Genomic DNA, 20,772 nt, shown 5'->3' with positions numbered 1-20,772 from the left:
TGTGCCTTCGTTCGTGGTGCCGAGGGGCGATTTTGCCGGGCTCGTGAAGGACAGAAACGCTACAGGGGTGGACTCGACGGGTTGCGTTAGATAGTGCTGGAGCCTGTGGGGCTCCAGCCTGAGTGACAGGGGCGCGGTGTTTGGATCTGGGGATCGGGGTCAGGCCGGCGGACCGCTGAAAATCGGATAGAACTCCAGGGGCCGTCCCAGGTAGCTGAAGAGCAGGGCCAGGGAATCGGCGTTGGCCAGAATGACATCGATTCTTCGGGCGTCGTCGTAGAGGAATTCCCAGCGCGCATCGTCGAGGTTGGTGGTCCTGGTCAGTTTCAGCACCCGTCGGTACGGTTCGCCGTTGATGTCTTCCCAGGTACCGTTGACCTCGTCCAGAACCTTGAACAACTCCCTGCTGGGCGTGTGCTGTGACAGTGCCGTTTCCTGAAGCTCTTTCAAGCCCATTTGGCGTTCACGCCCTGGTGTGGTGGAGTTGTCGATCAGATCGTAGAAGGGGCGGAAGGCGTCCAGGTAGGCGATATCGACGGTATCGAAGACGACGTGGCTGAACTCATGGATCAGAATACAGGCCATGTTATGCAGCACGGTGTTGAAGGTTCTCGGCCTGATGGGTTCATAGTCTTGCAGGCCGGGCTCGAAAAACAGTTCATTCAGATAGATCTTCTGGGCCCGGTCGCAGAGCACCACGAAAGCCGCGCACAACCGTTCCGGTTGCCTGGCCGCCCCGACGACATAGAGCTTCGAGAGGTAGGGGGAGCGGGCGGGTGACAGCAGCTCCATGAGCAATTTATCCAGCATGCCGGCGATTCTCTGCTTCAGGCTCTGGCTGATGCTTCTCAGCCCGAGGAATTCCTTGAGGTAAAGATGTCGCTGTTTGTCCAGCCGGGTATTGGCCGCAAGCGACTTCAAGCGTTGCCGGGCGTTTTCCAGATAGGTGACGGCCAGGGCGTGGGCCTGCCTTAGCTGCCGGGCCTTGTCCGGATAGAGCTGCGTGATTGCCTGCATGCCCACGGCCTGTACCTTCACTTCGGTGCGCACGGTCTGTCGGGCGCTGATGCGATTGACCAGCCGATTGATAGGCCCGCCACCGAGCAAGCGGCCTTTGAGGTCCATGTCCCACAGGTTTTGCGCGTCCTTCCTGAGCCACGGTCCGTTTTCCTGATCGCCGACGATCCGCCAGCGTCCATCCTCGGCCTGGACCCGGAACACTCGTCCGCGCACGCAGGCGTAGTGCTGCTGGCTGGCCGAGTCGGTGTAGATCTGCAGAGACGGATCATGCTCCAGATCGTTCAAGGCGATGTCATGGACTTCATGGCTCAGCAAACGGCTTTGCTGTTCCTGGGTCAGAGCCATGTCGCCCCAATCGGGCTGTGCTGGGAAGGGCGCTGTGAGCGGGGTTGGCGGAGCTCCTGGCGGTTCGGTTGGCTTCTTGCCGGGTGTCTCGGTTGGCTTCAGGCGGCCGTCGAGGGCGCTTGAGAGCGGAGCTTTTCGTGACAGCGCCACTTGCGTCAGGGCGCCGATGAATTCCTCCATCGCCAGGTGCCAGTGACCCTGCCAGGCATTGTCCGCGGCGTCCTTGAACTGCGGCAGGGTTTGCCAGATCAGCCAGGGTATGCGCAAGCGGCCGAGCATGAATCGGGCGCCCTGGTGGAGTGGGTTGCCGAGCATGGCGACCACTGTGCCCCATGCCGTGTGTTGCCCCTTGATGTGCTGCAACCCCAGCTGTGTTTTCAGCAGGGCAGTCATGTCGTTGTACAGTCGGTGCAGGAAATTGCCCTTGATAATGTTCCAGGTGACGCTGACGGCCTGGAGGCTGAATAGCTGTTCGGTGTAGTACTGGCGCACGCTACTGGAAATCCTGTCGAGCACCAGCTGCTGCAAGGCCCCGGGACGGCCGAGTTCGTTGATGAAGGTCGGTTCGTTGGGGTACTCCCGGAAGGCGGCGTGCTCGTCGTACGGGCTGTAGAGCACGAGGGGGCCCTGGGTATCGGGTCGTCCGATCAGGTACAGACCCAGGGCCGTGTCCGCGACCTTTTGGGCCCGGCGCAGCAGTTCCAGTGGACGCACGACAATCTTGCTGCCCGCGAACAAGGTACGGGCGACACCGTCGGGCATGCCCAGCACATGTTTGATAAAGCCGTGGGCCTGGGCCGACAATGATTTGCGCAAGTACTGGCGTAGCGCATGTTCAAGGCTTTGCCAGATCAGGTGCGGGTTGAACAGCGCTTGACGCTCGGGGACCCGGCTCTCACCGTGGGACAGATGCGAGTCCAGCAGCGCCGCGTAATGCGTGCCGATGTCCGCCTCCTTGATCAGGCTGTTCAAGTGCGTGACCGTCAAGTCCTCCGGGAGGGCGCTGGTCTGCGAGAGGGTGATCGCGGCGTTGTCGATTTCGTCGCGATGCAGCAGCGCGTAGTCGCTCAGCGCCAGCAGTCTGGCGTTCTTTGCGTCCGGGGTCAGTACCGACAGCTGCACGGCGTCCCGGTTCAAGCGCAGCGAGGGAAAGTCGCGGATCAGCAGACCGTGGATTTTTGTCCAGGCAAAGTGCCCTATGCAGGGGATGCCGTGATGATAGTCCAGGGGCTCGTCGATACGCTGCCGATACTGGTCCAGCAGGGTGCCCAGGGCCAGTTGTGCCTCGCTGTCGGCACTTGCCAGCCAGGCCGGCAGTGCTGCACTGAAAGCGCTGTTCTGCGCGGCTTCCATGGCCTTTTCCAGGGGCGCCACCGAGGCGTGCTGGCGCAGGCAGGATTCAAGCTGATGTTGCAGGCTGGCGGCCGGCAGCGGTGACGTGCTGGCCAGGGCAATATCGCCCAGTGCCTTGTCGACCACGGAGTGGACGCGGTCGCTGAGGAAGTTGTTCCTGATGCGCTCGAAGCCGATCCTCATGCCGTGGTGCGGGCTGCTCGTCGAGCGCAGTGCGAGGGGACGGTCCGCGGCCAGGTTTTCCAACAGCCAAGAGCGTTGGTCCGGGGTCTGCAGGCGTCGATTGAGTTCGCTCTCGGCGCTGTGCAGTGACTCGAATGCTTCGAGTCCGGTGGCCGGTGTCCACACCAGTGCGCTTCCCGAATTGAGCGGATCCAGCCCACCCCGCTCGGTGATCAGAAAGCAATTGAACAACTTGTGCGCCAGCGATTGCTCATCGATTATCAGCGTGAGGCCGAAGGCATCCGCAATGAAGCCCCGCAAGCCTTTGCGCCCTGGGCTGTCAGGGCTGTCGAGGAGACTTTCGAGCAGTTCCCGGGCGCTGTCCTCCAGGGTGCCGGCGAGCACCCGTTGCTGTGCTTCGTAACGCAGTCCCTTTTCCAGGGCTTCGCTGATCAGTGCGCTGATTGTTGTATAGATCGAGCGCTGCTCGTGCAGAAAGCGTGGCTGGAAGCCCAGTTGCGCGGCCTCGACGAGTTGATTGGCGGTGGCACTGTCCAGGTTGGCGATCCTTGACCAACTGCCGTCCTGGCCGTGGCCGAACAGTCCGCTGTCCGGGGCTTGCGCCAGTGGCGGGGCCAAGCCGACCGAGCGCTCCAGAAAATATTCGACCAGGGAGATCGAGGTGATGGGCTGGGGGGCCTGCTGCTCGGTCCAGTCGCTTTCGAACTGGTTGATGTAAACCGTCGACGGCTCCAGTTCGGCTCGCTTCATCTTGATCAACTCATGCCGCAGCGCGCTTTGCGCGAATGCCATGAGACCGGGACGTCCGGTCAGTTCGGTGTTGAGCCGGGTTTTCAGTATCTCGAGCTCGCGCCACTGCTCTTTGGCGTGGGCTCGTGCGCTGCCCAGTGATCCGGGAAGGGGCGATGGCCGGGGCTGATCGTCCGTCGACAGGTCGAGGCGGATACTCCAGTCTCCGCGGGAATTGATCGACTGCAGTTTGCTGTTGATCATCTGACGTACGTCCAGGGCAACCTCCAGCGCCGCCGCGAGATTCAGTTGCCCTTTGCTCCGGCTGTGGCGGGTCAGTACGTAATCGATGTTTTCCAGTTGCTTGGCGATGATCGCCTCCAGCCGGTTTGCGAAGACTGGCTGGGTGAGGGGCCCCAGTTGTGTGGTCTGCGCGGGGAACTGCCGCAGATCGGTGAGTTCGCTCAGCGACAGTGTTTCTGCCAGTTCGTCACGGCGTTCGACAGCGTGCAACTCCTGCAGGAGATAGTGGTTCAGGGCGTCCAGGCCATTGAGTTCGAGCAGTTGGCCGCAGTTGTAGACAAACAGTGAGCCGGTGACGGATCGGTCGCTGACCAGGAACGCATTGGCGAGGGCGGCCTGGGAGGGCTTGCTGGTGGTGTAGCCCAGGCTCTTGATGTGGGTTCGCTGCAGCCGTGTTGACCGGTAGGGATAGAGAGCGGCCAGCCAGTAGTGGGTCCTGGGACCGATGCTGTCCCATTGCAATTGCTTGAACAGTTCGGTGCGCCAGCAGGTGCCCATGACCTCGGCAAAAAAACACCGGCGTGAGTAGCCGTTGCCCATCTTGCCGTTCCAGTAGCTTTCCAGCTCGCTTTGCAAGCGTGTCTTCAGGCTGCCGGAGATTTTCGTGATGGCATTTTCCCAATGCTCGATATCCGCCGACACCGCGTTGTAGTCGGGGGCGACGAAGACGCGGCGCTGGTCGGCGGGCCAGGCCCCGGCGCGATAGTGCGCCAGTATCGCCTCGCTCAACGAGTGAGGCGCGGCGGGCGGGCGTTTCGGTTCGCCGGCGTCAGCCCTGTGGTCTCGGCTGGCGTTGGCATGGCTGAGCATTTTGACGGTTGCCAGGTTGACGTTGGCAAAGCGACGCCCCAGTTCATCGCTGAGCATTTTGTCGAGCAGCGCGGCCAGGCCGGGCAACTTGAGCAATTCCTCGTTCAAAGCCTGCAGGTTGTGTTTTTCATGGAAGTCGATCGAGCGGCGCCGGTCGAGGAACACCGCGCCCTCGATAGGTTCGGTCTTGAGCTTGAGGTCAGCGTCGAACTTGAGGTTGATCTTGATATCGAGCGCGACGAAGCGCAGCAACTCGTCGCGCTGTGCCTCGCTGGCCAGGCGGTCGAGCACGGCGTCGATGGCTCCGGTTCGTGTTTCGAAATGTTCCAGGCCCCGGCTCGGACTGTAGAGATACGAGCAGTCCTGCGTGCGCGGACTCATCAGGAAGGCCCCCGCCAGATCCACGAGCGCCACCCCGTATGGGCAGAGGATGATTTTTTCGACAAGCATCGGGTCGTTGAGCGCCTGGCGGGCGGTCTGGTTGGGGAGCAGGACGTTTCTCAACCAGATGCGATCGGCCTGGGTGATCTTCAGGGCTTTTTCCCGTGCATTGGGCGCGTCGCGCTGTTCCAGGGCTTCGGAGAACTCGTAGGGAAATGAATCGAGGGTCATGGTTTTGCCTTCGTGCGTACTGACGAACCGCTGGGCGCTGGCGGGCCAGGCTTCGCGGGGAATGGCAAAAACGCTATCGAGTGGCGCGGGACTGGGGTGGTAGATAGAGCTTCGGGAAGGGTGTCCCTTGTCGCTGCGACAAGGGACCGTTCGAACGGCGGTCGATCAGTGGCGACGGCCCAGCAGCAGGCCGACCACCAGGCCGAAACCGGCGGAAATCGCCACGGTCTGCCAGGGGTGCCCGCCGATATAGGTTTCGGTCGCCTCGACCACCGGCTGGGTGCTTTCACGCACATGGGCCACGGAGTTCAGTGCCTGCTTGAGCTTCTGGCGGACCTGGGCGCGCAGGCTCGCGCTTTCCTCGCCCACCAGCGAGGCGCTTTCCTCAAGCAGCTTTTCCGAGTCCTGGATCAGTGCTTGCAGTTCGCTGAAGGCCTGGTCCTTGATCTGGTCCTCGGCGACTTGTACGGCGGATTTACGGGCCATGGTGATCTTCCTTTCAGGTGAATGACGGGATGAATAATCTGAGTCGATTGTGCCAGTGAAAGTTGCAAGTTTTTCAGCCATGGTCCAGGGGCGGGCCAAAATCCTCGGCAGGATATTTCCACTGGCGGTGTAAGATATGCCTCTATTTACACCGCAGGATTTTCCAATGAGCTTCAATCTGGCTAACAAGCCCCTGGCCGAGCGTGCCGCCCTCGAGGACGAGAAGTCCCGGCTGTTCGACCTCTGGCAGAGCAACCTGGGCAAGGCCAAGGGCGAGGCCGCGCGCCTGTTCGGCGAGCGCGCCAAGCGCAAGGGCAAGTGGGCGGAGTGGGTGCGCGCGGAACTCGACACCCTGTCGCCGCCGGAATACACCAGCATGGTGCGCAGTGAGGTCAATCGCTTGATGGCGGCGGCCAAGTAGGCGCGGGCTCACTCGACCCGGATGATGCTGTAGCGCTGGGTCACGCCGCTGACCTGGATCGTCAGCTCGTCACCGTCCTGCTTGCCCAGCAGGGCCCCGCCCAGGGGCGAGCGCGGGCTGATCACGCTGATCAACCGGCCGGCTGCCTCGACCTTGAGCCCGGCGGCATCGGGCGCCAGGAACAGCCATTGTTCGCTGCCATTCCCGGCCTCGAGTGCCAGCAGGGCGCCCAACTGGATGCCGGCCTGCTCGTCATAAGGACGCAGGACCAGTTCCCGGCAGCGCTTGAGGGCCTGGCGGATCTCCTCCATGCGCCGGGCCTGGCCGGTGGCCAGGTACGAGGCCTCCAGGCCCAGGGTGTCGTATTTGTTCTCGGCGACGTTTTCCTCGTCGGTCGCGGTTTCGTAGGCGGTTTGTGCCGCGCGCTGCAGGACGTCGAGATCGATCTCCAGCAGTTCCAGGAGCCGTTGATGTACGGCGTGCTTGCCCATCACGCTGATATCGCTCAATTGCAGAACTGCAGCACGTTGGCGCGGCTCTTGTCCGTGGGCGCGGTCTGGTCCTGTTGCAGCCAGAACTGGCACTTGGGGTTGGACAGGTTGCGGTAGCTGCCGCGGGCCTGTTCCAGGCGCTGCTGTTCTTCGTTTTTGTAGAGGTTCTGTTTGTACTGCTCGAACATCTGCGTCGAATCGCCACCGCTTTGTGGCGCGGTGGTGCTGCTGACGGCCGGAGCCGGCTTGCCCAGTTGGCGGGCGGCCTCGGCCAGCGGCGCCAGGGGCTGCGGGACAAAGATCCGTGCCAGCAGCCAGGCCGTCAGGGCCAGGGCCATGACCCCGAGCCAGATGCCCAGGGCGATACTGGCGGTCAATTGCAGTGGGTTGAGGGTGATATAAATGGAGCGACGCGCTTGTCGGCGGTAAGGCATGGTGACCTCCTGGCAGGGCGATTCGGAGCAAAGTGGCATTGTCGCATGAAGATTAATCGACATCGGCTCTTCTGCGCGCACGGATTTATGCGGACAATCGGCGCTTTTGCCAAGCGGAGCCGGGAATGAAGGCAACCTGGGATATTTTTTGTACGGTTGTGGATAACTTCGGCGATATCGGCGTGACCTGGCGCCTGGCCCGACAGTTGGCCGCCGAACATGACTGTGCGGTGCGGCTGTGGGTCGATGATCTGCGGGCCTTCGAGCATCTGTGCTCGGCGATCGATGTCGGTCGCGAGCGGCAGTCACAGCGTGGGGTCGAGGTCTGCCGTTGGTCGACGCCCTGGTCGCCGGTGCCGGCGGCCGATGTGGTGATCGGCGCCTTTGCCTGCGCCTTGCCCCATGAGTACATGGAAGCCATGGCGGCCCGAGACAAGGCGCCGTTATGGCTCAATCTCGACTACCTGAGCGCCGAGGACTGGATTGTCGGCTGCCACGGGTTGCCGTCGGTCAAATTCAAGCAGGTGCAGAAGTTCTTCTTTTTTCCCGGTTTCCAAGCCGGAACCGGTGGCCTGCTGCGTGAAGCCGGGCTGCTGGAGCGGCGCCGGGCCTTTGTCGAGGATCCGCGGGCGCGAGGCGATTTCCTGCGCGGACTCGGCGTCGAACCGACGGATGGTGCACGACTTATCTCGCTGTTCGCCTACGAGAACCCCGGGCTGGCCGGCTGGCTCGATGTCCTGGCGGCCGATGCCCGGCCGACGCAGTTGCTGGTGCCGGTGGGGCGCGTCCTGGCCGATGTGCAGCGCTGGCTGGGGACCGAGGAGCTGCTGGCCGGCGCCCGTGCAGTGCGTGGCCGCCTGACGGTGCAGGTGTTGCCGTTCGTCCCCCAGGAGGATTACGACCTGCTGCTGTGGAGCTGCGACTTCAACGCGGTGCGCGGCGAGGACTCCTTCGTCCGTGCGCAATGGGCCGGGCGGCCGTTGCTCTGGCACATCTATCGCCAGGAGGATGACGTTCACCTGGACAAGCTGGAGGCCTTTCTCGGGCTGTACACCCAGGGCTTGTCAGCACAGGCCAAGGCGGCGTTCGAGGGCTGGTGGCGGGCCTGGAATACGGTGGGCGACATGGCGTCGGCCTGGAAAACGCTGCTGGAGAACGAGCGGGAGCTGGCCGAGCACGCCGAGCGCTGGTGTCTGGAACAGGGTTCGCGGACCGATCTTGCCACGGCGCTGGTGAAGCTTTACCTAAATTGGATATGATATGCGGCCTAGATTTATGTACATCCCATCCAAATTCGGATATTCGCAATGAAAACTGGTAAAGAACTGAAACCCGGGACCGTGATCCGTCTCGAAAACGATCCTTGGCTGGTTCAGAAAGCTGAATTCACCAAGTCCGGTCGTAACAGCGCAATCATGAAGACCAAGCTGAAGAACCTGCTGACCGGTTACAAGACCGAGATCGTCTACAGCGCCGATGACAAACTGGACGACGTGATCCTCGACCGCAAGGAAGCGACCCTGTCCTTCATCAGCGGCGACTCCTACACGTTCATGGACACCTCCGACTACACCATGTACGAGCTGAACGCCGAAGACATCGAGGCTGTTCTGCCATTCGTGGAAGAAGGCATGACCGACGTCTGTGAAGCCGTGTTCTTCGAAGACCGCCTGGTTTCCGTAGAACTGCCGACCACCATCGTGCGTCAGGTTGACTACACCGAAGGTTCCGCTCGCGGCGACACTTCCGGCAAGGTGATGAAGCCTGCCAAGCTGAAGAACGGTACCGAGCTGTCGGTAGCTGACTTCATCGAAATCGGCGACATGATCGAGATCGATACCCGTGAAGGCGGTTCCTACAAAGGCCGTGCTAAATAAGCACTGCTTTTCGCCACACGTACAAAAAAGCCCGGGCATATCCCGGGCTTTTTTGTGTCTGTTTGTTTCTGGGAAGTCACCGCGAGCCCCTGGAGCCGGCTTATTTCAGGTGTTCCTTCAGCTCTTGCGACGCCTGCAGCATGGCCGAACGCACTTCCGGTACCTGGCTGACCACATTGAGCAAGCCGAAGTCGTGGATCATGCCGTTGTAGCGCACGCTGGTCACGGGTACACCGGCTTCATCCAGCTTGCGCCCGTAGGCCTCGCCTTCGTCCCGCAGCACGTCGGCCCCGGCGGTCTGGATCAACGCGGGCGGCAGGCCCTTGAGCTGATCCGTGGTCGCGCGCAGTGGCGAGGCATGGATCTCGCCGCGTTGCTTGGCATCGGTGGTGTAGTTGTCCCAGAACCATTTCATCATGTTCTTGCTGAGGAAGTGCCCCTCGGCATACTGGTTGTAGGACGCGGTTTCGAAACTGGCATCGGTCACCGGCCACAACAACAGCTGGAACTTGATCGCCGGCGTACCCTTGTCCTTGGCCATCAGGCTGACCACCGCGGCCATGTTGCCGCCGACGCTGTTGCCGGCCACGGCCAGGCGCTTGCCGTCGAGATTGATCTCCTTGCCGTGCTCCGCGACCCATTTGGTCGCGGCGTAGGCTTGGTTGATCGCCACCGGGTAGTGGGCTTCCGGGGACGGCGTGTAGTTGACGAACACCGCCGCCGCGCCCGACCCGACCACCAGGTCACGCACCAGGCGCTCGTGGGTCGGAAAGTCCCCTAGGACCCAGCCGCCACCGTGGAAGAACATGAACACCGGCAGCGTGCCCTTGACCCCGGCCGGACGGACGATGGTCAGCTCCAGCGGCTTGCCGTCGACCTGGATGGTCTTCTGGCTGACATCGGCACGCGGCAGGTTCAGCTTGACCCCCGACTGCGCACCGGACAGCACGGCACGGGCTTCTGTCGGCGTCATCTGTTCCATCGGCTTGCCGCCGCCGCTGTTCAAGGCATTGAGGAACGCCTGGGTGTTGTGCTCGACATCGCCGGCGAAGGCGCTCTGGACGGACAGCGCGAGCAGGGTACCGGTCAGGACTTTGCTGAAAGTGTTCATGTTCGGATCCTTGAGTGACGAGATGGTTAGACGCTGACGTGCAGGCGGACGTCGACGTTGCCACGGGTGGCGTTGGAGTACGGGCAGACCTGGTGGGCGGCGTCGACCAGGCTCTGAGCTTCGGCTTGTTCCAGGCCCGGCAGGCTGATGTGCAGGTCGATGTCCAGGCCGAAACCACCGGGGATCTGGCCGATGCCGACATGGGCGGTGATCGCGGCGTCGGCCGGGATCTGCCGTTTGCTCTGGCTGGCGACGAATTTCAGGGCACCGATGAAGCAGGCCGAGTAACCGGCGGCGAACAGTTGTTCCGGGTTGGTCGCCGCGCCGCCGGCACCGCCGAGTTCTTTCGGGGTGGCGAGCTTGACGTCGAGGATCCGGTCGCTGGAAACCGCACGGCCGTCACGGCCACCGGTGGAGGTTGCGATTGCGGTATAGAGAGTTTGCATGATGAGCCTCGTCGTTTCAGGTTTGTGTTATGTGCGCTAATTGTTTGCGCGTTAACTAAGTGCGAGATAAATGTATCCCGCAAATATATTGCGCGCAAGATAAATTTTCAAAAAAGACTGGCTTCGGTTTTTTGGGGCTGGATCAGGGAGGGAGACTAACGGTAACCGCGAGGGGGGGGCGGCGAGCCGGATCGCTCTTGCGGCTAGGAGCGATCCGGCTTTTCTGTAGGAGCCGGCTTGCCCGCGAAGCTTTTAGCAGTCTCAAGGACCTCTTCGCGAGCAAGCTCTGCTCCCACAAGGACCGTGTTCTGCCTTAACTGATCGGGCATTAGGGTCAGAGGCTGTCTTGCAGATGGCCGCGCAGGGCCACCAACTCGGCCTGAAGGGCGCGCAGGCGTTCCAGGGAATCGCCGCTGGCGGCAAGAATGCACTGCGGGATGCCCCGCGCTTGCTCGCGCAAGGCCCGGCCCTGTTCGGTCAATTCGACGATGACCACGCGCTCGTCCTCCTTGCTTCGGGTCCGGCTCAGCAGTCCCTCGCTTTCGAGGCGCTTGAGCAGGGGCGTCAGGGAGCCCGGGTCGGTCAGCAGGCGCGTGCTGATCTCGCCCACGGTCAGGCCGTCCTTTTCCCAGAGCACGATCATCGCCAGGTATTGCGGGTAGGTCAGGTTGAGGGCCTGGAGCAGGGGTTTGTAGACCTTGGTCATCAACAACGAGGTGGAGTGCAGGGCAAAGCACACCTGGTTGTCCAGGAGCAGGTCGTCACAGTTGTCGCGGTTGCTGGTCATCACTAAAGCCTTGTGCGTTACGTTCGATGAATCTAGCGGTCGAATCTTTAATGCGCCAGAGAATTTTCCCGGCCTAGTGTCGTCCCAGGCCGCTTTGCAGGGCCAGGTCCCAGGGTGGTACGGGGCTGAAGCGCCCCTTGAGGAACTCCAGCAGCAAGCGGCTGCGGGAGTTGGCCGGTTGTTCCAGGCGCAGGGCATAGACGCCGGAGCTTTCCGGCGCCGGCAGGCCGTTTTCGCAGAACAGCGGCAGCAGTTCACCGCGCAGCAGGTATTCGCTGACCAGCCAGGTCGGCAGATGGGCGATGCCCAGGCCGGCCAGCGCCCCGGACAGCAGTGCCTCGGCATTGTTCGAGGACATGCGGACACGTTGTGGACGGTGCAGTTGCATCTGTCCGCCCTGTACGAAGCGCCAGGCCATGAACGGGGCCAGCGCGTCCCAGTCCAGGCCGTCATGGGTACTCAACTCGCTTGGGTGAGTCGGCGTGCCGCGATTTTTCAGATAGGCGGGGCTGGCGCAGGCGATCCGTACGATGCTCGCCAGGGGCGTGGCCACCAGACGGGTATCGGCCATTTGTCCGGCGCGCAGCACCAGGTCGACCTTGCCCAGGTTGGAGCCCTGCATGTCGACGAAGCTGTCGATCAGGTGCAATTGCACATCCAGGCCCGGGTAACCGGTGAGGAAGTCGGCAATGGCCGGTGCCAGGTGACGACGACCGAAAGCCGCCGGCGCGTCGACCCGGATCAACCCCTCGGGGGCGTTGCTCAGGGACACTGCTTCGGCCCGGGCCAGGCGCAGTTCGGCGACGATCCGCCGCGCCCGCTCGGCGAATGCCAGGCCGGCGGGCGTGGCCCGTACCGCATGGGTGCTGCGAATGAACAGGCGGCTGCCGACCGAATTTTCCAGGCTGTCGATCCGCCGGGCCACGGCGGATGGGGTCAACGGGTAGAGGCGGGAGGCAGCGGAAAAGCTGCCGGTTTCCAGCACATCGAGAAACAGGCCGAGTTGATCGGTCAGCGTCGTGGGATTCATGGTGATTTGCTTGTGCGAGATTGGCATAGCCATTGTGCGTTGCTGTGCGTTTCCACGCTAGAGCGGACTGCGTAGCATGAAGCCCATTGAGCGGGGAGACAGCTGTGATCGAATTGATTGAGTACCTGGTGCTGGGCGTGGTGATGGGCGGGGTGGGCGGGATCTTCGGCATTGGCGGCGGGATGATCGCGATTCCGGTGCTGGGCATCCTGTTCGGCCTTGACCAGCAGTTGGCCCAGGGCACGGCATTGGTGATGGTGGTGCCCAACGTGGTGCTGGCCTTGCATCGCTATAACCAGCGCAATCGTATCGAGTTGCGTCATGCGCTGCCGCTGGTGCTGATGAGTTTCTGTTTTGCCTGGTTCGGCGCCTTGTGCGCGGTGGGGCTGGATCCGCGCAGCATGCGCCTGGGTTTTGTCGGCTTTCTCCTGGCGCTGGCGCTGTTCTATCTGGTACGCCTGTTCATGGCGCCCGCCGTGGTCTCGGCGCAGATGCGCCACCCCTGGCCATGGCTGGGCGTGCTGGGCGCGGCGTCCGGCACCATGGGCGGGTTGTTCGGGGTCGGTGGGGCGGTGGTGGCTACGCCGTTTCTGACCAATGTCTTCGGCACTTCGCAGGTGGTGGCCCAGGGCCTGTCGTTGGCCCTGGCATTGCCCAGCACCAGTGTCACCCTGATGACCTACGCGGTGCATGACGAAGTGGACTGGCGCATGGGCATCCCCATGGCCATCGGCGGTCTGATGAGTATCAGTTGGGGCGTGAAAGTAGCCTACGCCTTGCCCGAGAAAGTCCTGCGCGGCCTGTTCTGCGCTTATCTGGTGCTCGGCGCGCTACTGCTCGGCTTTAAAGTTTGAAACCTTCGACGATGTGCTCGGCCAGGCATTCGGTGATCGGCGAGGGTTTGTTCAGGTTGCGCACCAGCATGATGTTGAGCAAGGGCAGTTGGGGCAAGTCTTCGGCTTCGCCAAGAATCCGCCAGTCCTGGGGAATCAGGCTTTCCAGCTGGGCGGTCATCGCCAGGCCGGCGTTGACCACCGCCATGATCGTCGACAGGCTCGGGCAGTTGTAGGCCAGGCGATAGTCCCGGCCACGGGCGTCCAGGGCATTGCAGGCCCATTGGGTACAGAAGCAATCGATACCGTCCATGGCCAATGGCAGGGGCGTTTGTTCGTGATTGGCGGAACATTGGGCTTCGGCCCAGACCAGCCGTTCCTGGCGCAGCAACTGGCCGAGTTCATTGCCCGGTTTGCGGGTGACGATGGTCAGGTCCAGGTCGTGGCGTTGCAGTAGTTGCGTGGACGATTCGCAGTTCACTTCGATCTTGACCAACGGATAGAACTGCGCGAAGTGCGAGAGGATGCCCGGCAGGAAACGCATCACGTAGTCGTCGGGCACGCCGATCCGCACCATGCCGACCATATGCGGCTCGCGCAGGGTGTTGAACACTTCGCTGTGCAGTTTCAGGATGCGCCGGGCATACCCGAGCAGTACCTGGCCTTCGGCGGTCAGTCGCACCTGGCGTCCGTCGCGTTCGAACAACTGGCGCTTGAGCACATCCTCTTCCAGGCGCTTCATCTGCATGCTGACGGCTGATTGTGTGCGGTTGACCAACTCGCCAGCCTTGGTAAAGCCGCCCTGATCGGCAATCGCGACAAAGGTGCGCAGAACGTCGGTGTCGATGCTCGGGTAGCTGGACAATTCATCAATCTCCGAGATGTATTGCATAAGAAACATTCGTTGGATTGATCTTAGCTCCAGGCACAGACTTCAGTCATCCCCAACTGGAGGGCAGGATGATGAAAGGTCAAAAAGGTTATCTGTTGATCGATGCTGGCGCGCGTTCGGCGCTGTCGCCGCGGGCCTTGTGGCAACGGCTTGTCCGTTGGCACGAGGTGTCACGCGAGCGCCAGGTGCTGGCGGCATTGAGTGACGATGCGCTCAAGGACATGGGCCTCAGTCGCGCCGATGTCGAACAGGAAACCCATCGGCACTTCTGGAGCGATCCGCTGGGCAAGGGGCGTTGATGGCGCTACACAAGCAGGGGGCGACTGCGGTAGCTTGCGGGTTCACAAGGAGGCGTGCATGCCCGCAGACCTGTCGTTTTCATTGAAACAAGCCCGCCGCCTGGCACTCGCCGCCCAGGGGTTCCAGGGGCGTAGAGCCTCGGCGTCGATCAAGCCGGTGCAGGTCAATCGGCTGATCGAGCGCCTGGGTGTGGTGCAGATCGATTCAGTCAATGCCTTGGTGCGTTCGCACTATCTGCCGCTGTTCTCGCGTTTGGGCAACTATGCCCCTGACCTGCTCGACCAGGCCGCCTGGAGCCAGGGGCGGCGGCGTACCTTGTTTGAATACTGGGGGCACGAAGCGTCATTGCTGCCGATGTCGTTGTATCCGCTGATGCGCTGGCGCATGCAGCGGGCGTCCCGTGGCGAGGGGATCTATCAGCAGATGGCGCGTTTCGGACGCGAGGAGCAGGCGACCATTCGTCGGGTGCTGGCGTTGGTCGAAGAGCGCGGCGCGTTGGGCGCGGGCAGTCTGTCGAGCCGTGAGGAAAAGGCCGGGCCCTGGTGGGATTGGAGTGCCGAGAAGCATGCGCTGGAATGGTTGTTCGCCGCCGGTGAAGTGACGGTGGCCGGGCGTCGGGGATTTGAACGGCTCTATGACCTGCCGGAACGGGTGATTCCCGCGGCGCTGCTTGCACAGCCGCAGCTCGATGAGGCCGAGGCCCAGCGCGGCTTGTTGCGCCAGGCCGCGGCGGCGCTCGGGGTGGCGACGGAGAAAGACCTGCGCGACTACTTTCGCCTGGACCCTGGCGATAGCCGTGCGCGCTTGGCGGAGTTGGTCGAGGCGGGTGAGTTGCAGGTGGGCGAGGTGCAGGGCTGGCGCCAGCCGGTGTACTGCCTGCCGGACATCAAGGTGCCGCGCCGGGTCGAGGCCAGCGCGTTGTTGTCGCCGTTCGATTCGCTGATCTGGGAGCGCAGCCGCACCGAGCGGTTGTTTGATTTCCGTTATCGGTTGGAGATCTACACGCCGCAGCATAAGCGGGTGTATGGCTATTACGTGTTGCCGTTTTTGCACAACGAACGGATTGCCGCGCGGGTAGACCTGCGTGCGGAGCGGGCGCTTGGGCGGTTGGCGGTGCATGCCGTGCATGAGGAAGAACAGGGGCTGGATGAGGTAGGGATGGCGGTGTTGGCCGTCAGTTTGCGGCAGTTGGCCGATTGGCTGGGGTTGGCGGATATTCAGCTCAATTGCCAGCGGGTCAGTGCGCAGCGGTTGCGGGGATTGCTGTAAACGTTGGTATGGCGGTGTCTGGAGGGGCCTCTTCGCCGCACCGCCGCGAAGAGGCCCTCACAGGCAACAAAAAGCCTACTGACTCAACGCCGCACCTGCTTCAACGTCTCGGCAATCAAAAACGCCAGCTCCAGCGACTGATCGGCGTTCATCCGCGGATCGCAATGGGTGTGATAACGATCCGACAACCCATCCTCGGTAATCGGCCGCGCCCCACCGATGCACTCGGTGACGTTCTGCCCGGTCATCTCGATATGAATCCCGCCCGCGTAGCTGCCTTCGGCCTGGTGCACCTGGAAGAACTGCTTGACCTCGCTGAGAATCTGCGCGAAATCCCGGGTCTTGTAGCCGCTGCTGGCCTTGATGGTGTTGCCGTGCATCGGGTCGGAACTCCACAGCACCTGCTTGCCTTCGCTTTCCACGGCGCGGATCAGTTGCGGCAGGTGATCGCCGACCTTGTTCGCGCCCATGCGCACGATCAGGTTCAAGCGGCCGGGATCGTTGTCCGGGTTGAGGATATCGATCAGGCGGATCAGGTCGTCGGTGTTCATGCTCGGGCCGACCTTGACTCCGATCGGGTTGTGCACCCCGCGCAGGAACTCGACATGGGCGCCGTCGAGCTGGCGGGTACGGTCGCCGATCCAGAGCATATGGGCCGAGCAGTCGTAATAGTCGTTGGTCAGGCTGTCGCGGCGCACGAAGGCTTCTTCGTAGTTCAGCAGCAGTGCCTCATGGGCGGTGAAAAAGCTGGTTTCGCGCAATTGCGGCGAGCTGTCCATGCCACAGGCACGCATGAACGCCAGGGTTTCATCGATACGGTCGGCCAGTTGGCTGTACTTCTCGGCCAGGGCCGAGTTGGCGATGAAGTCCAGGTTCCACTTGTGCACCTGGTGCAGGTCGGCAAAGCCGCCCTGGGCGAAAGCGCGCAGCAGGTTCAGGGTCGCGGTGGCCTGATGGTAAGACTGCAGCAGGCGGTCCGGGTCCGGCACGCGGCTTTTTTCATCGAAGCCGATGCCGTTGACGATATCGCCACGGTAGGCCGGCAGGGTCACGCCGTTGATGGTTTCGTCGTTGGCCGAACGCGGTTTGGCGAACTGGCCGGCCATGCGCCCGACCTTGACCACCGGGCAGCCGGCGGCAAAGGTCATGACAATGGCCATTTGCAGCAGCACCTTGAAGGTGTCGCGAATTTTCGCCGCCGAGAACTCGGCGAAGCTCTCGGCGCAATCGCCGCCCTGAAGCAGGAAGGCACGGCCCTGGGTGACTTCGGCGAACTGACGACGCAGTTCACGGGCCTCACCGGCAAACACCAGCGGCGGATAACTGGCCAGGCTTTGCTCGACTCGCAGCAGGTGCGCCGCGTCCGGGTACTGGGGTTGTTGCTGGATCGGCAGGGCACGCCAGCTATCGGGGCTCCAGGGTTGGCTCATCATGAACTCGAGGATTGACGGGGGGAGGCCCATGTTAGCAGCAATTAGTGCGTGACCTGCTCTGTCGGCATGGCTGACAATTGCGCTTTTCCCGCTTGCAAGGATATGAAATGGCTGAGGAGCGCGTGGAGCGTCTGCTCGCCGAAGTGCACGATGCCTTCGGCATGATTCGAGTCCTTGAAGTGGACGATTACCGCTTTCTCGAATTTGGCGATGCCATTGAGCAGAGCTGCGTGTTCACCGCCGATCCCAGTTGGCTGGAATACGACTACACCCGGGCCATGCTGATCGGGGCCTTGTGCCATGAGGAACCGGAAAGCGCGCTGTTCCTGGGACTGGGGGCCGGTACCCTGACCCAGGCCTGCCTGCGGTTTCTGCCGCTGGAGGATGTCGAGGCCATCGAGCTGCGCCCGGACGTGCCGCGCCTGGCCATCGAGTACCTGGGGCTGGATGACGATCCACGCCTGTATATCCGCGTCGGCGATGCGTTGGAACTGCTGGAGAGTGCTGAGTCGGCGGACCTGATCTTCGTCGACCTGTATACCGATGTCGGTCCCGGTGTCGGCCATCTGGCCTGGAGCTTTCTGGAAAACTGTCAGAAGAAACTCAATCCTGGCGGCTGGCTGGTGATCAACCAATGGGCCACCGATGACGGCAAACCCTTGGGCGCGGCGTTGTTGCGCGGGCTGTATCACCGACACTACTGGGAGCTGCCGGTGAAGGAGGGCAATGTCATCCTGATCGTGCCGGCGGACCTCGACCAGGAACTGGACCTGCGCGGGTTGCAGAGCCGGGCCGATGAACTGGCGCCGCGTCTGGGGTATTCGTTGCAGACCTTGATCGGTGAGATTCGGCCGGCGACCTAGGTGGAAGGCGGGTGTGCGGATCGCGAGCAAGCTTGCGTTGGCCGCGCATTGCCACAATCGGCGATGGCGGAAGCTTCTTCTTGCCAGCTTCCGCCAGGGTCAGGGTTGTGTTTGGTCCAGGTAGGCTGATCGCTCCCGACTCATTTTTGTGATGCGGTTGTTGGTGAGCGTTTCATGGACAGGAGAGGACGGGTCCGCTAAAAAGGATTCAAGCTCACAATTCGCATCACGTAACGTTATCCAGGCGCGCTGGGAATTTCTGAGTTTTGAAAGGTAACGCTCTCCCACTTCGGGATCAGGGGCGTATTGCTCTTTGATTCGAATGATCAGTTTTTTATAGATTTCGTTAAGTGTTTTGTCCGTACTTTCTTTTTTTGATTTTGCACAAGCGTCAATCTGTGCGCAGGCGATGATGTTTTCGCAATCAAGTGCGTAGGCGCCACCTGCGATCGACCACAAAGTAGCAGGGAGTAAAAAATCAGGTTTTTTTTTAGTAATGTTCATTGCTGGTACTTTCTCAAATAGTTCGTTCGCTGCCGGCTCGGCTCGTATTGGCTGATTGCGGGTGTGTTTTCTATATAATTTATCAGTTCGGAAAAGTTGTTTTTCATCCCGGCTTTCATCGGGTTGGGGCCAGCGGTAAAACCTTGGTAAACGAAGTCGACAAGAATATCCCTGATGATGGGGTGAAGCGATTCCCACGGCTGCCGTGCGGCTAGGTTCTCTGTCAATTTATTGTAGTTGGCTATCGCTCTATCGATGTAAAACGGGTAAATCAAGTCAAAGAGGGCCTGCTCTTGTTGATGTGTGATATCTCCTATCGATGTTCGGTAATTATTGACGAATTGAGCTGCCTGGCTGCCCTTTAGGCCAGCCGCCTCGGCGAGTCTGGATGCCTGGACATGGGGGATGCCTGCCGCAAGCATATGATTATGAATTTCAGACTGGCTTCTTGTTCCCATATCCTAATCGCGGCCTATCGTTACTCCCGATAGGTCATTTCCGGGCCAATGGATATGGCGGCTGTAATAAGGAGAGCCCGGAATATCATTGGTCATGACAGTTGTGCCCCGCGGTAGGACAGCGAGGATTACTCCATGGTCTGGATGATCTTTCGGGGCGGCCCGGATTCTCAACCCGAGTGTTTTGTCCTGTGCACTGTCCTTGACCCGATAAACACCCCCGCCCCAGAACGTGGGACGGCGCAACCCCGAGCTGGCCAGGTAGCCCACCCAATCCAGCAGGTGCATGTACAGGCTGTAAACAGTCAATGTGGGCGCGGGAGGTGCATAGGAGATGCCTGTCAACGGTGGTGGTTGCAACCGATGTCTGACCAGCACAAAACTGCTGGAAAACACCGCCGGGCGCCCCTCGAAACTCGAAGCCGGATAGCGTTCATCAATGCGATAGGCGATCACCTCGCCATCGGCCAAACAAGAGATCTCGCGCTTATCCGAGATCAGGCCCGTGGCTTCATCGAAATGAATGCCTCCGTGCCAAAGCCCTCGCCGTCCCAATGGGTAGTAACCGCCTTCGGCCTTTGCCAAGGCCTTGACGTCACGGTGAGGATCATAAGGGGCCTGATTTCCGTCCTTTAAGGGAAATGACCAGTTTTCAGTCCTGAATATCTCTGTCATCGCGGCACACTCGTCGGCGAATTCCTGTCCGGGTTAAGGGGGGGGCTCAGTCGGAGAAACCTGTATCGAGCGCCAGTTCTTTCTGGCGTTGTTCCGGCACTCCGTCGACGACGGCTGTTTCAAGGCGCAACGGCGGCAGCGCCTGTTCCACCGCTCCCGGCAGCAACGGCCCCTTGATCTGTGGCCCCGAGCCTATACCCGCGTCCTCGTTCGCCTCGGGTCGGTTCAAAGTGATGCCGTTGGCGTCGAGCTTGATGAAGTGCGCGCCGACCTTGAGGGTGAGTTGCTCCCCCGCGTCGATCACCACCTTGTCCCCGGCCCGCAGGTGGATCTCCTGCCCGGCCTCGATGAAGTAACCCAGCCCGGCCTTTACCTGTTGGCTGCCACCGACCAACAGGCTGTCATCGCCTTTTACCTCGACGCGGCGGTCCTGGTGAACGGTGTGGTGTTCCTCGGCCTTGAGCTCGCAGTAGCTGTTGGCTTCCACGCTCTCATGTCGTTCATGGCCGACCGTGACCGAGAGATTGCGCCCGATGTGTTGTTGCCAATCGCGCTGGGCATGCAGGTAGATCTGCTCTTCGCCCTTGCGGTCTTCGATGCGCAGTTCATTACTGCCGCCACCGCCAGGGCTGCTGCGGCTCTTGAACACGCTGCGGGTCTTGTGCGCCGGCAACGGGTAGGTCGGCGGATGGCGCTGATTGGGCAGGCAGCCGGTGATCAGCGGTTGGTCGGGATCACCTTCAAGAAAGGTCACCAGCACTTCCATGCCGACGCGGGGCAAGGTCACGGCGCCATGACCGGGCCCGGCCCAGCTGGAGGCTACCCTAGCCAGCAACTGCTTTGGGCACCGGTTTCGTCCGAGCGGTCCCAGTGGAACTTCACCTTCCCCCGGCCATATTCGTCGCAGTGGATTTCTTCGCCGGGCGGGCCGGTGACGATGGCGCTCTGGGTATTGAGCCGACGGGATTTGCGCGCTTGCAGCGGTGGACGGAAGAACATCTCCCAGGGGGTGGCGAGAAAGGTATTACGGTAGCCCTGGCGGAAATCGCTGTCGGCACGGCTTTGGTTCGCTGCCAATGTGCCTCCTGCAAGGGGAAAGCACGAAGT

General features: G+C 61.6%; 20 protein-coding genes and 1 pseudogene. 7 read left to right on the top strand and 14 right to left on the bottom strand.

Annotation, left to right across the window (positions count from 1 at the left end):
* Window positions 1–159: 159 nt before the first annotated feature.
* Both M5B96_RS11190 and M5B96_RS11185 read right to left on the bottom strand, forming a co-directional pair.
* Entirely contained in the window at window positions 160–5,355 is a 5,196-nt protein-coding gene (locus M5B96_RS11190) for a dermonecrotic toxin domain-containing protein (protein ID WP_248796766.1), read from the bottom strand.
* Window positions 5,356–5,520: 165 nt separating this feature from the next.
* Complete coding sequence (locus tag M5B96_RS11185) at window positions 5,521–5,841, bottom strand: DUF883 family protein (RefSeq protein ID WP_248796765.1); 321 nt, start codon at window positions 5,839–5,841, stop codon at window positions 5,521–5,523.
* 166 nt (window positions 5,842–6,007) lie between these two features.
* On the opposite strand from M5B96_RS11185, the gene M5B96_RS11180 reads away from it, so the two are divergent.
* Entirely contained in the window at window positions 6,008–6,262 is a 255-nt protein-coding gene (locus M5B96_RS11180; protein WP_248796764.1) for a hypothetical protein, read from the top strand.
* Window positions 6,263–6,270: 8 nt separating this feature from the next.
* Here the strand turns inward: M5B96_RS11180 and M5B96_RS11175 are convergent, their stop codons facing one another.
* Together M5B96_RS11175 and M5B96_RS11170 are read right to left on the bottom strand one after the other, a co-directional pair.
* Window positions 6,271–6,753 (bottom strand): GreA/GreB family elongation factor, encoded by a 483-nt coding sequence (locus M5B96_RS11175; RefSeq protein WP_248796820.1) that lies wholly within the window; start codon window positions 6,751–6,753, stop codon window positions 6,271–6,273.
* Window positions 6,754–6,767: 14 nt separating this feature from the next.
* Window positions 6,768–7,187 carry a hypothetical protein gene (locus M5B96_RS11170; RefSeq protein ID WP_248796763.1) on the bottom strand — a complete coding sequence of 140 codons (420 nt, stop codon included), beginning with the start codon at window positions 7,185–7,187 and terminating at the stop codon, window positions 6,768–6,770.
* A 125-nt stretch (window positions 7,188–7,312) separates the two neighbouring features.
* Here M5B96_RS11170 and earP point away from each other — a divergent pair, with 125 nt between their 5' ends.
* The gene (gene earP / locus M5B96_RS11165) at window positions 7,313–8,446 is read left to right on the top strand and encodes an elongation factor P maturation arginine rhamnosyltransferase EarP (protein ID WP_248796762.1); all 1,134 of its coding nucleotides are present in this window, start codon (window positions 7,313–7,315) and stop codon (window positions 8,444–8,446) included.
* A 48-nt stretch (window positions 8,447–8,494) separates the two neighbouring features.
* The gene (locus M5B96_RS11160) at window positions 8,495–9,064 is read left to right on the top strand and encodes an elongation factor P (protein WP_100940667.1); all 570 of its coding nucleotides are present in this window, start codon (window positions 8,495–8,497) and stop codon (window positions 9,062–9,064) included.
* Window positions 9,065–9,164: 100 nt separating this feature from the next.
* Here M5B96_RS11160 and M5B96_RS11155 read toward each other — a convergent pair whose 3' ends face one another.
* The 4 genes from M5B96_RS11155 to M5B96_RS11140 form a co-directional block, all read right to left on the bottom strand.
* A complete protein-coding gene (locus tag M5B96_RS11155; protein WP_248796761.1) occupies window positions 9,165–10,175 on the bottom strand; it encodes an alpha/beta hydrolase in 1,011 nt (336 codons plus the stop codon).
* A gap of 26 nt (window positions 10,176–10,201) precedes the next feature.
* On the bottom strand, window positions 10,202–10,621 hold the full coding sequence (locus tag M5B96_RS11150; RefSeq protein ID WP_248796760.1) for an organic hydroperoxide resistance protein: 420 nt from the start codon (window positions 10,619–10,621) through the stop codon (window positions 10,202–10,204).
* Window positions 10,622–10,955: 334 nt separating this feature from the next.
* A complete protein-coding gene (locus tag M5B96_RS11145) occupies window positions 10,956–11,408 on the bottom strand; it encodes a MarR family winged helix-turn-helix transcriptional regulator (protein ID WP_248796759.1) in 453 nt (150 codons plus the stop codon).
* A gap of 73 nt (window positions 11,409–11,481) precedes the next feature.
* A complete protein-coding gene (locus tag M5B96_RS11140; RefSeq protein ID WP_248796758.1) occupies window positions 11,482–12,438 on the bottom strand; it encodes a LysR family transcriptional regulator in 957 nt (318 codons plus the stop codon).
* 104 nt (window positions 12,439–12,542) lie between these two features.
* On the opposite strand from M5B96_RS11140, the gene M5B96_RS11135 reads away from it, so the two are divergent.
* Window positions 12,543–13,292, top strand: coding sequence for a sulfite exporter TauE/SafE family protein (locus tag M5B96_RS11135; RefSeq protein WP_248796757.1), 750 nt, complete (start codon window positions 12,543–12,545; stop codon window positions 13,290–13,292).
* Here the strand turns inward: M5B96_RS11135 and M5B96_RS11130 are convergent.
* Entirely contained in the window at window positions 13,282–14,136 is an 855-nt protein-coding gene (locus M5B96_RS11130; protein WP_177101648.1) for a LysR family transcriptional regulator, read from the bottom strand. The genes M5B96_RS11135 and M5B96_RS11130 overlap by 11 nt on opposite strands.
* Window positions 14,137–14,234: 98 nt before the next feature.
* Here M5B96_RS11130 and M5B96_RS11125 point away from each other — a divergent pair, with 98 nt between their 5' ends.
* Window positions 14,235–14,462, top strand: a complete 228-nt coding sequence (locus M5B96_RS11125) for a DUF1127 domain-containing protein (protein WP_248796756.1) — start codon at window positions 14,235–14,237, stop codon at window positions 14,460–14,462.
* Window positions 14,463–14,520: 58 nt separating this feature from the next.
* A complete protein-coding gene (locus tag M5B96_RS11120) occupies window positions 14,521–15,732 on the top strand; it encodes a winged helix-turn-helix domain-containing protein (RefSeq protein ID WP_248796755.1) in 1,212 nt (403 codons plus the stop codon).
* 83 nt (window positions 15,733–15,815) lie between these two features.
* Here M5B96_RS11120 and M5B96_RS11115 read toward each other — a convergent pair whose 3' ends face one another.
* On the bottom strand, window positions 15,816–17,162 hold the full coding sequence (locus M5B96_RS11115) for a class II 3-deoxy-7-phosphoheptulonate synthase (RefSeq protein WP_248796754.1): 1,347 nt from the start codon (window positions 17,160–17,162) through the stop codon (window positions 15,816–15,818).
* Between the two features lie 110 nt (window positions 17,163–17,272).
* Here M5B96_RS11115 and M5B96_RS11110 point away from each other — a divergent pair, with 110 nt between their 5' ends.
* Window positions 17,273–18,028 carry a spermidine synthase gene (locus M5B96_RS11110; protein ID WP_103499669.1) on the top strand — a complete coding sequence of 252 codons (756 nt, stop codon included), beginning with the start codon at window positions 17,273–17,275 and terminating at the stop codon, window positions 18,026–18,028.
* A 99-nt stretch (window positions 18,029–18,127) separates the two neighbouring features.
* Here M5B96_RS11110 and M5B96_RS11105 read toward each other — a convergent pair whose 3' ends face one another.
* The 4 genes and pseudogenes from M5B96_RS11105 to M5B96_RS11090 form a co-directional block, all read right to left on the bottom strand.
* Entirely contained in the window at window positions 18,128–18,532 is a 405-nt protein-coding gene (locus M5B96_RS11105) for a lysozyme inhibitor LprI family protein (RefSeq protein WP_248796753.1), read from the bottom strand.
* Entirely contained in the window at window positions 18,529–18,990 is a 462-nt protein-coding gene (locus M5B96_RS11100; protein ID WP_248796752.1) for a hypothetical protein, read from the bottom strand. Before M5B96_RS11100 ends, M5B96_RS11105 begins: the two co-directional genes overlap by 4 nt.
* Before the next feature lie 3 nt (window positions 18,991–18,993).
* Window positions 18,994–19,665, bottom strand: coding sequence for a hypothetical protein (locus M5B96_RS11095; protein ID WP_248796751.1), 672 nt, complete (start codon window positions 19,663–19,665; stop codon window positions 18,994–18,996).
* 46 nt (window positions 19,666–19,711) lie between these two features.
* Window positions 19,712–20,745 (bottom strand): annotated as a pseudogene (locus M5B96_RS11090) (type VI secretion system Vgr family protein); the annotation flags it as partial.
* Window positions 20,746–20,772 lie beyond the last annotated feature (27 nt).

This window comes from Pseudomonas sp. MWU13-2105 (assembly GCF_023242315.1).
Classification (GTDB): Bacteria; Pseudomonadota; Gammaproteobacteria; order Pseudomonadales; family Pseudomonadaceae; genus Aquipseudomonas.
The sequence above is the reverse complement of the archived record's forward strand: the minus strand, read 5'-3'. Positions and strand labels throughout refer to the sequence as shown.

Coding starts and splice junctions, on each gene's coding strand:
- M5B96_RS11150 (WP_248796760.1), bottom strand. CDS start 10,621: ATGCAAACTCTCTATACCGCAATCGCAACCTCCACCGGTGGCCGTGAC.
- M5B96_RS11170 (WP_248796763.1), bottom strand. CDS start 7,187: ATGCCTTACCGCCGACAAGCGCGTCGCTCCATTTATATCACCCTCAAC.
- M5B96_RS11140 (WP_248796758.1), bottom strand. CDS start 12,438: ATGAATCCCACGACGCTGACCGATCAACTCGGCCTGTTTCTCGATGTG.
- M5B96_RS11105 (WP_248796753.1), bottom strand. CDS start 18,532: ATGAACATTACTAAAAAAAAACCTGATTTTTTACTCCCTGCTACTTTG.
- M5B96_RS11175 (WP_248796820.1), bottom strand. CDS start 6,753: ATGGGCAAGCACGCCGTACATCAACGGCTCCTGGAACTGCTGGAGATC.
- M5B96_RS11180 (WP_248796764.1), top strand. CDS start 6,008: ATGAGCTTCAATCTGGCTAACAAGCCCCTGGCCGAGCGTGCCGCCCTC.
- M5B96_RS11125 (WP_248796756.1), top strand. CDS start 14,235: ATGAAAGGTCAAAAAGGTTATCTGTTGATCGATGCTGGCGCGCGTTCG.
- earP (WP_248796762.1), top strand. CDS start 7,313: ATGAAGGCAACCTGGGATATTTTTTGTACGGTTGTGGATAACTTCGGC.
- M5B96_RS11190 (WP_248796766.1), bottom strand. CDS start 5,355: ATGACCCTCGATTCATTTCCCTACGAGTTCTCCGAAGCCCTGGAACAG.
- M5B96_RS11160 (WP_100940667.1), top strand. CDS start 8,495: ATGAAAACTGGTAAAGAACTGAAACCCGGGACCGTGATCCGTCTCGAA.
- M5B96_RS11185 (WP_248796765.1), bottom strand. CDS start 5,841: ATGGCCCGTAAATCCGCCGTACAAGTCGCCGAGGACCAGATCAAGGAC.
- M5B96_RS11110 (WP_103499669.1), top strand. CDS start 17,273: ATGGCTGAGGAGCGCGTGGAGCGTCTGCTCGCCGAAGTGCACGATGCC.
- M5B96_RS11115 (WP_248796754.1), bottom strand. CDS start 17,162: ATGAGCCAACCCTGGAGCCCCGATAGCTGGCGTGCCCTGCCGATCCAG.
- M5B96_RS11100 (WP_248796752.1), bottom strand. CDS start 18,990: ATGGGAACAAGAAGCCAGTCTGAAATTCATAATCATATGCTTGCGGCA.
- M5B96_RS11145 (WP_248796759.1), bottom strand. CDS start 11,408: ATGACCAGCAACCGCGACAACTGTGACGACCTGCTCCTGGACAACCAG.
- M5B96_RS11120 (WP_248796755.1), top strand. CDS start 14,521: ATGCCCGCAGACCTGTCGTTTTCATTGAAACAAGCCCGCCGCCTGGCA.
- M5B96_RS11155 (WP_248796761.1), bottom strand. CDS start 10,175: ATGAACACTTTCAGCAAAGTCCTGACCGGTACCCTGCTCGCGCTGTCC.
- M5B96_RS11095 (WP_248796751.1), bottom strand. CDS start 19,665: ATGACAGAGATATTCAGGACTGAAAACTGGTCATTTCCCTTAAAGGAC.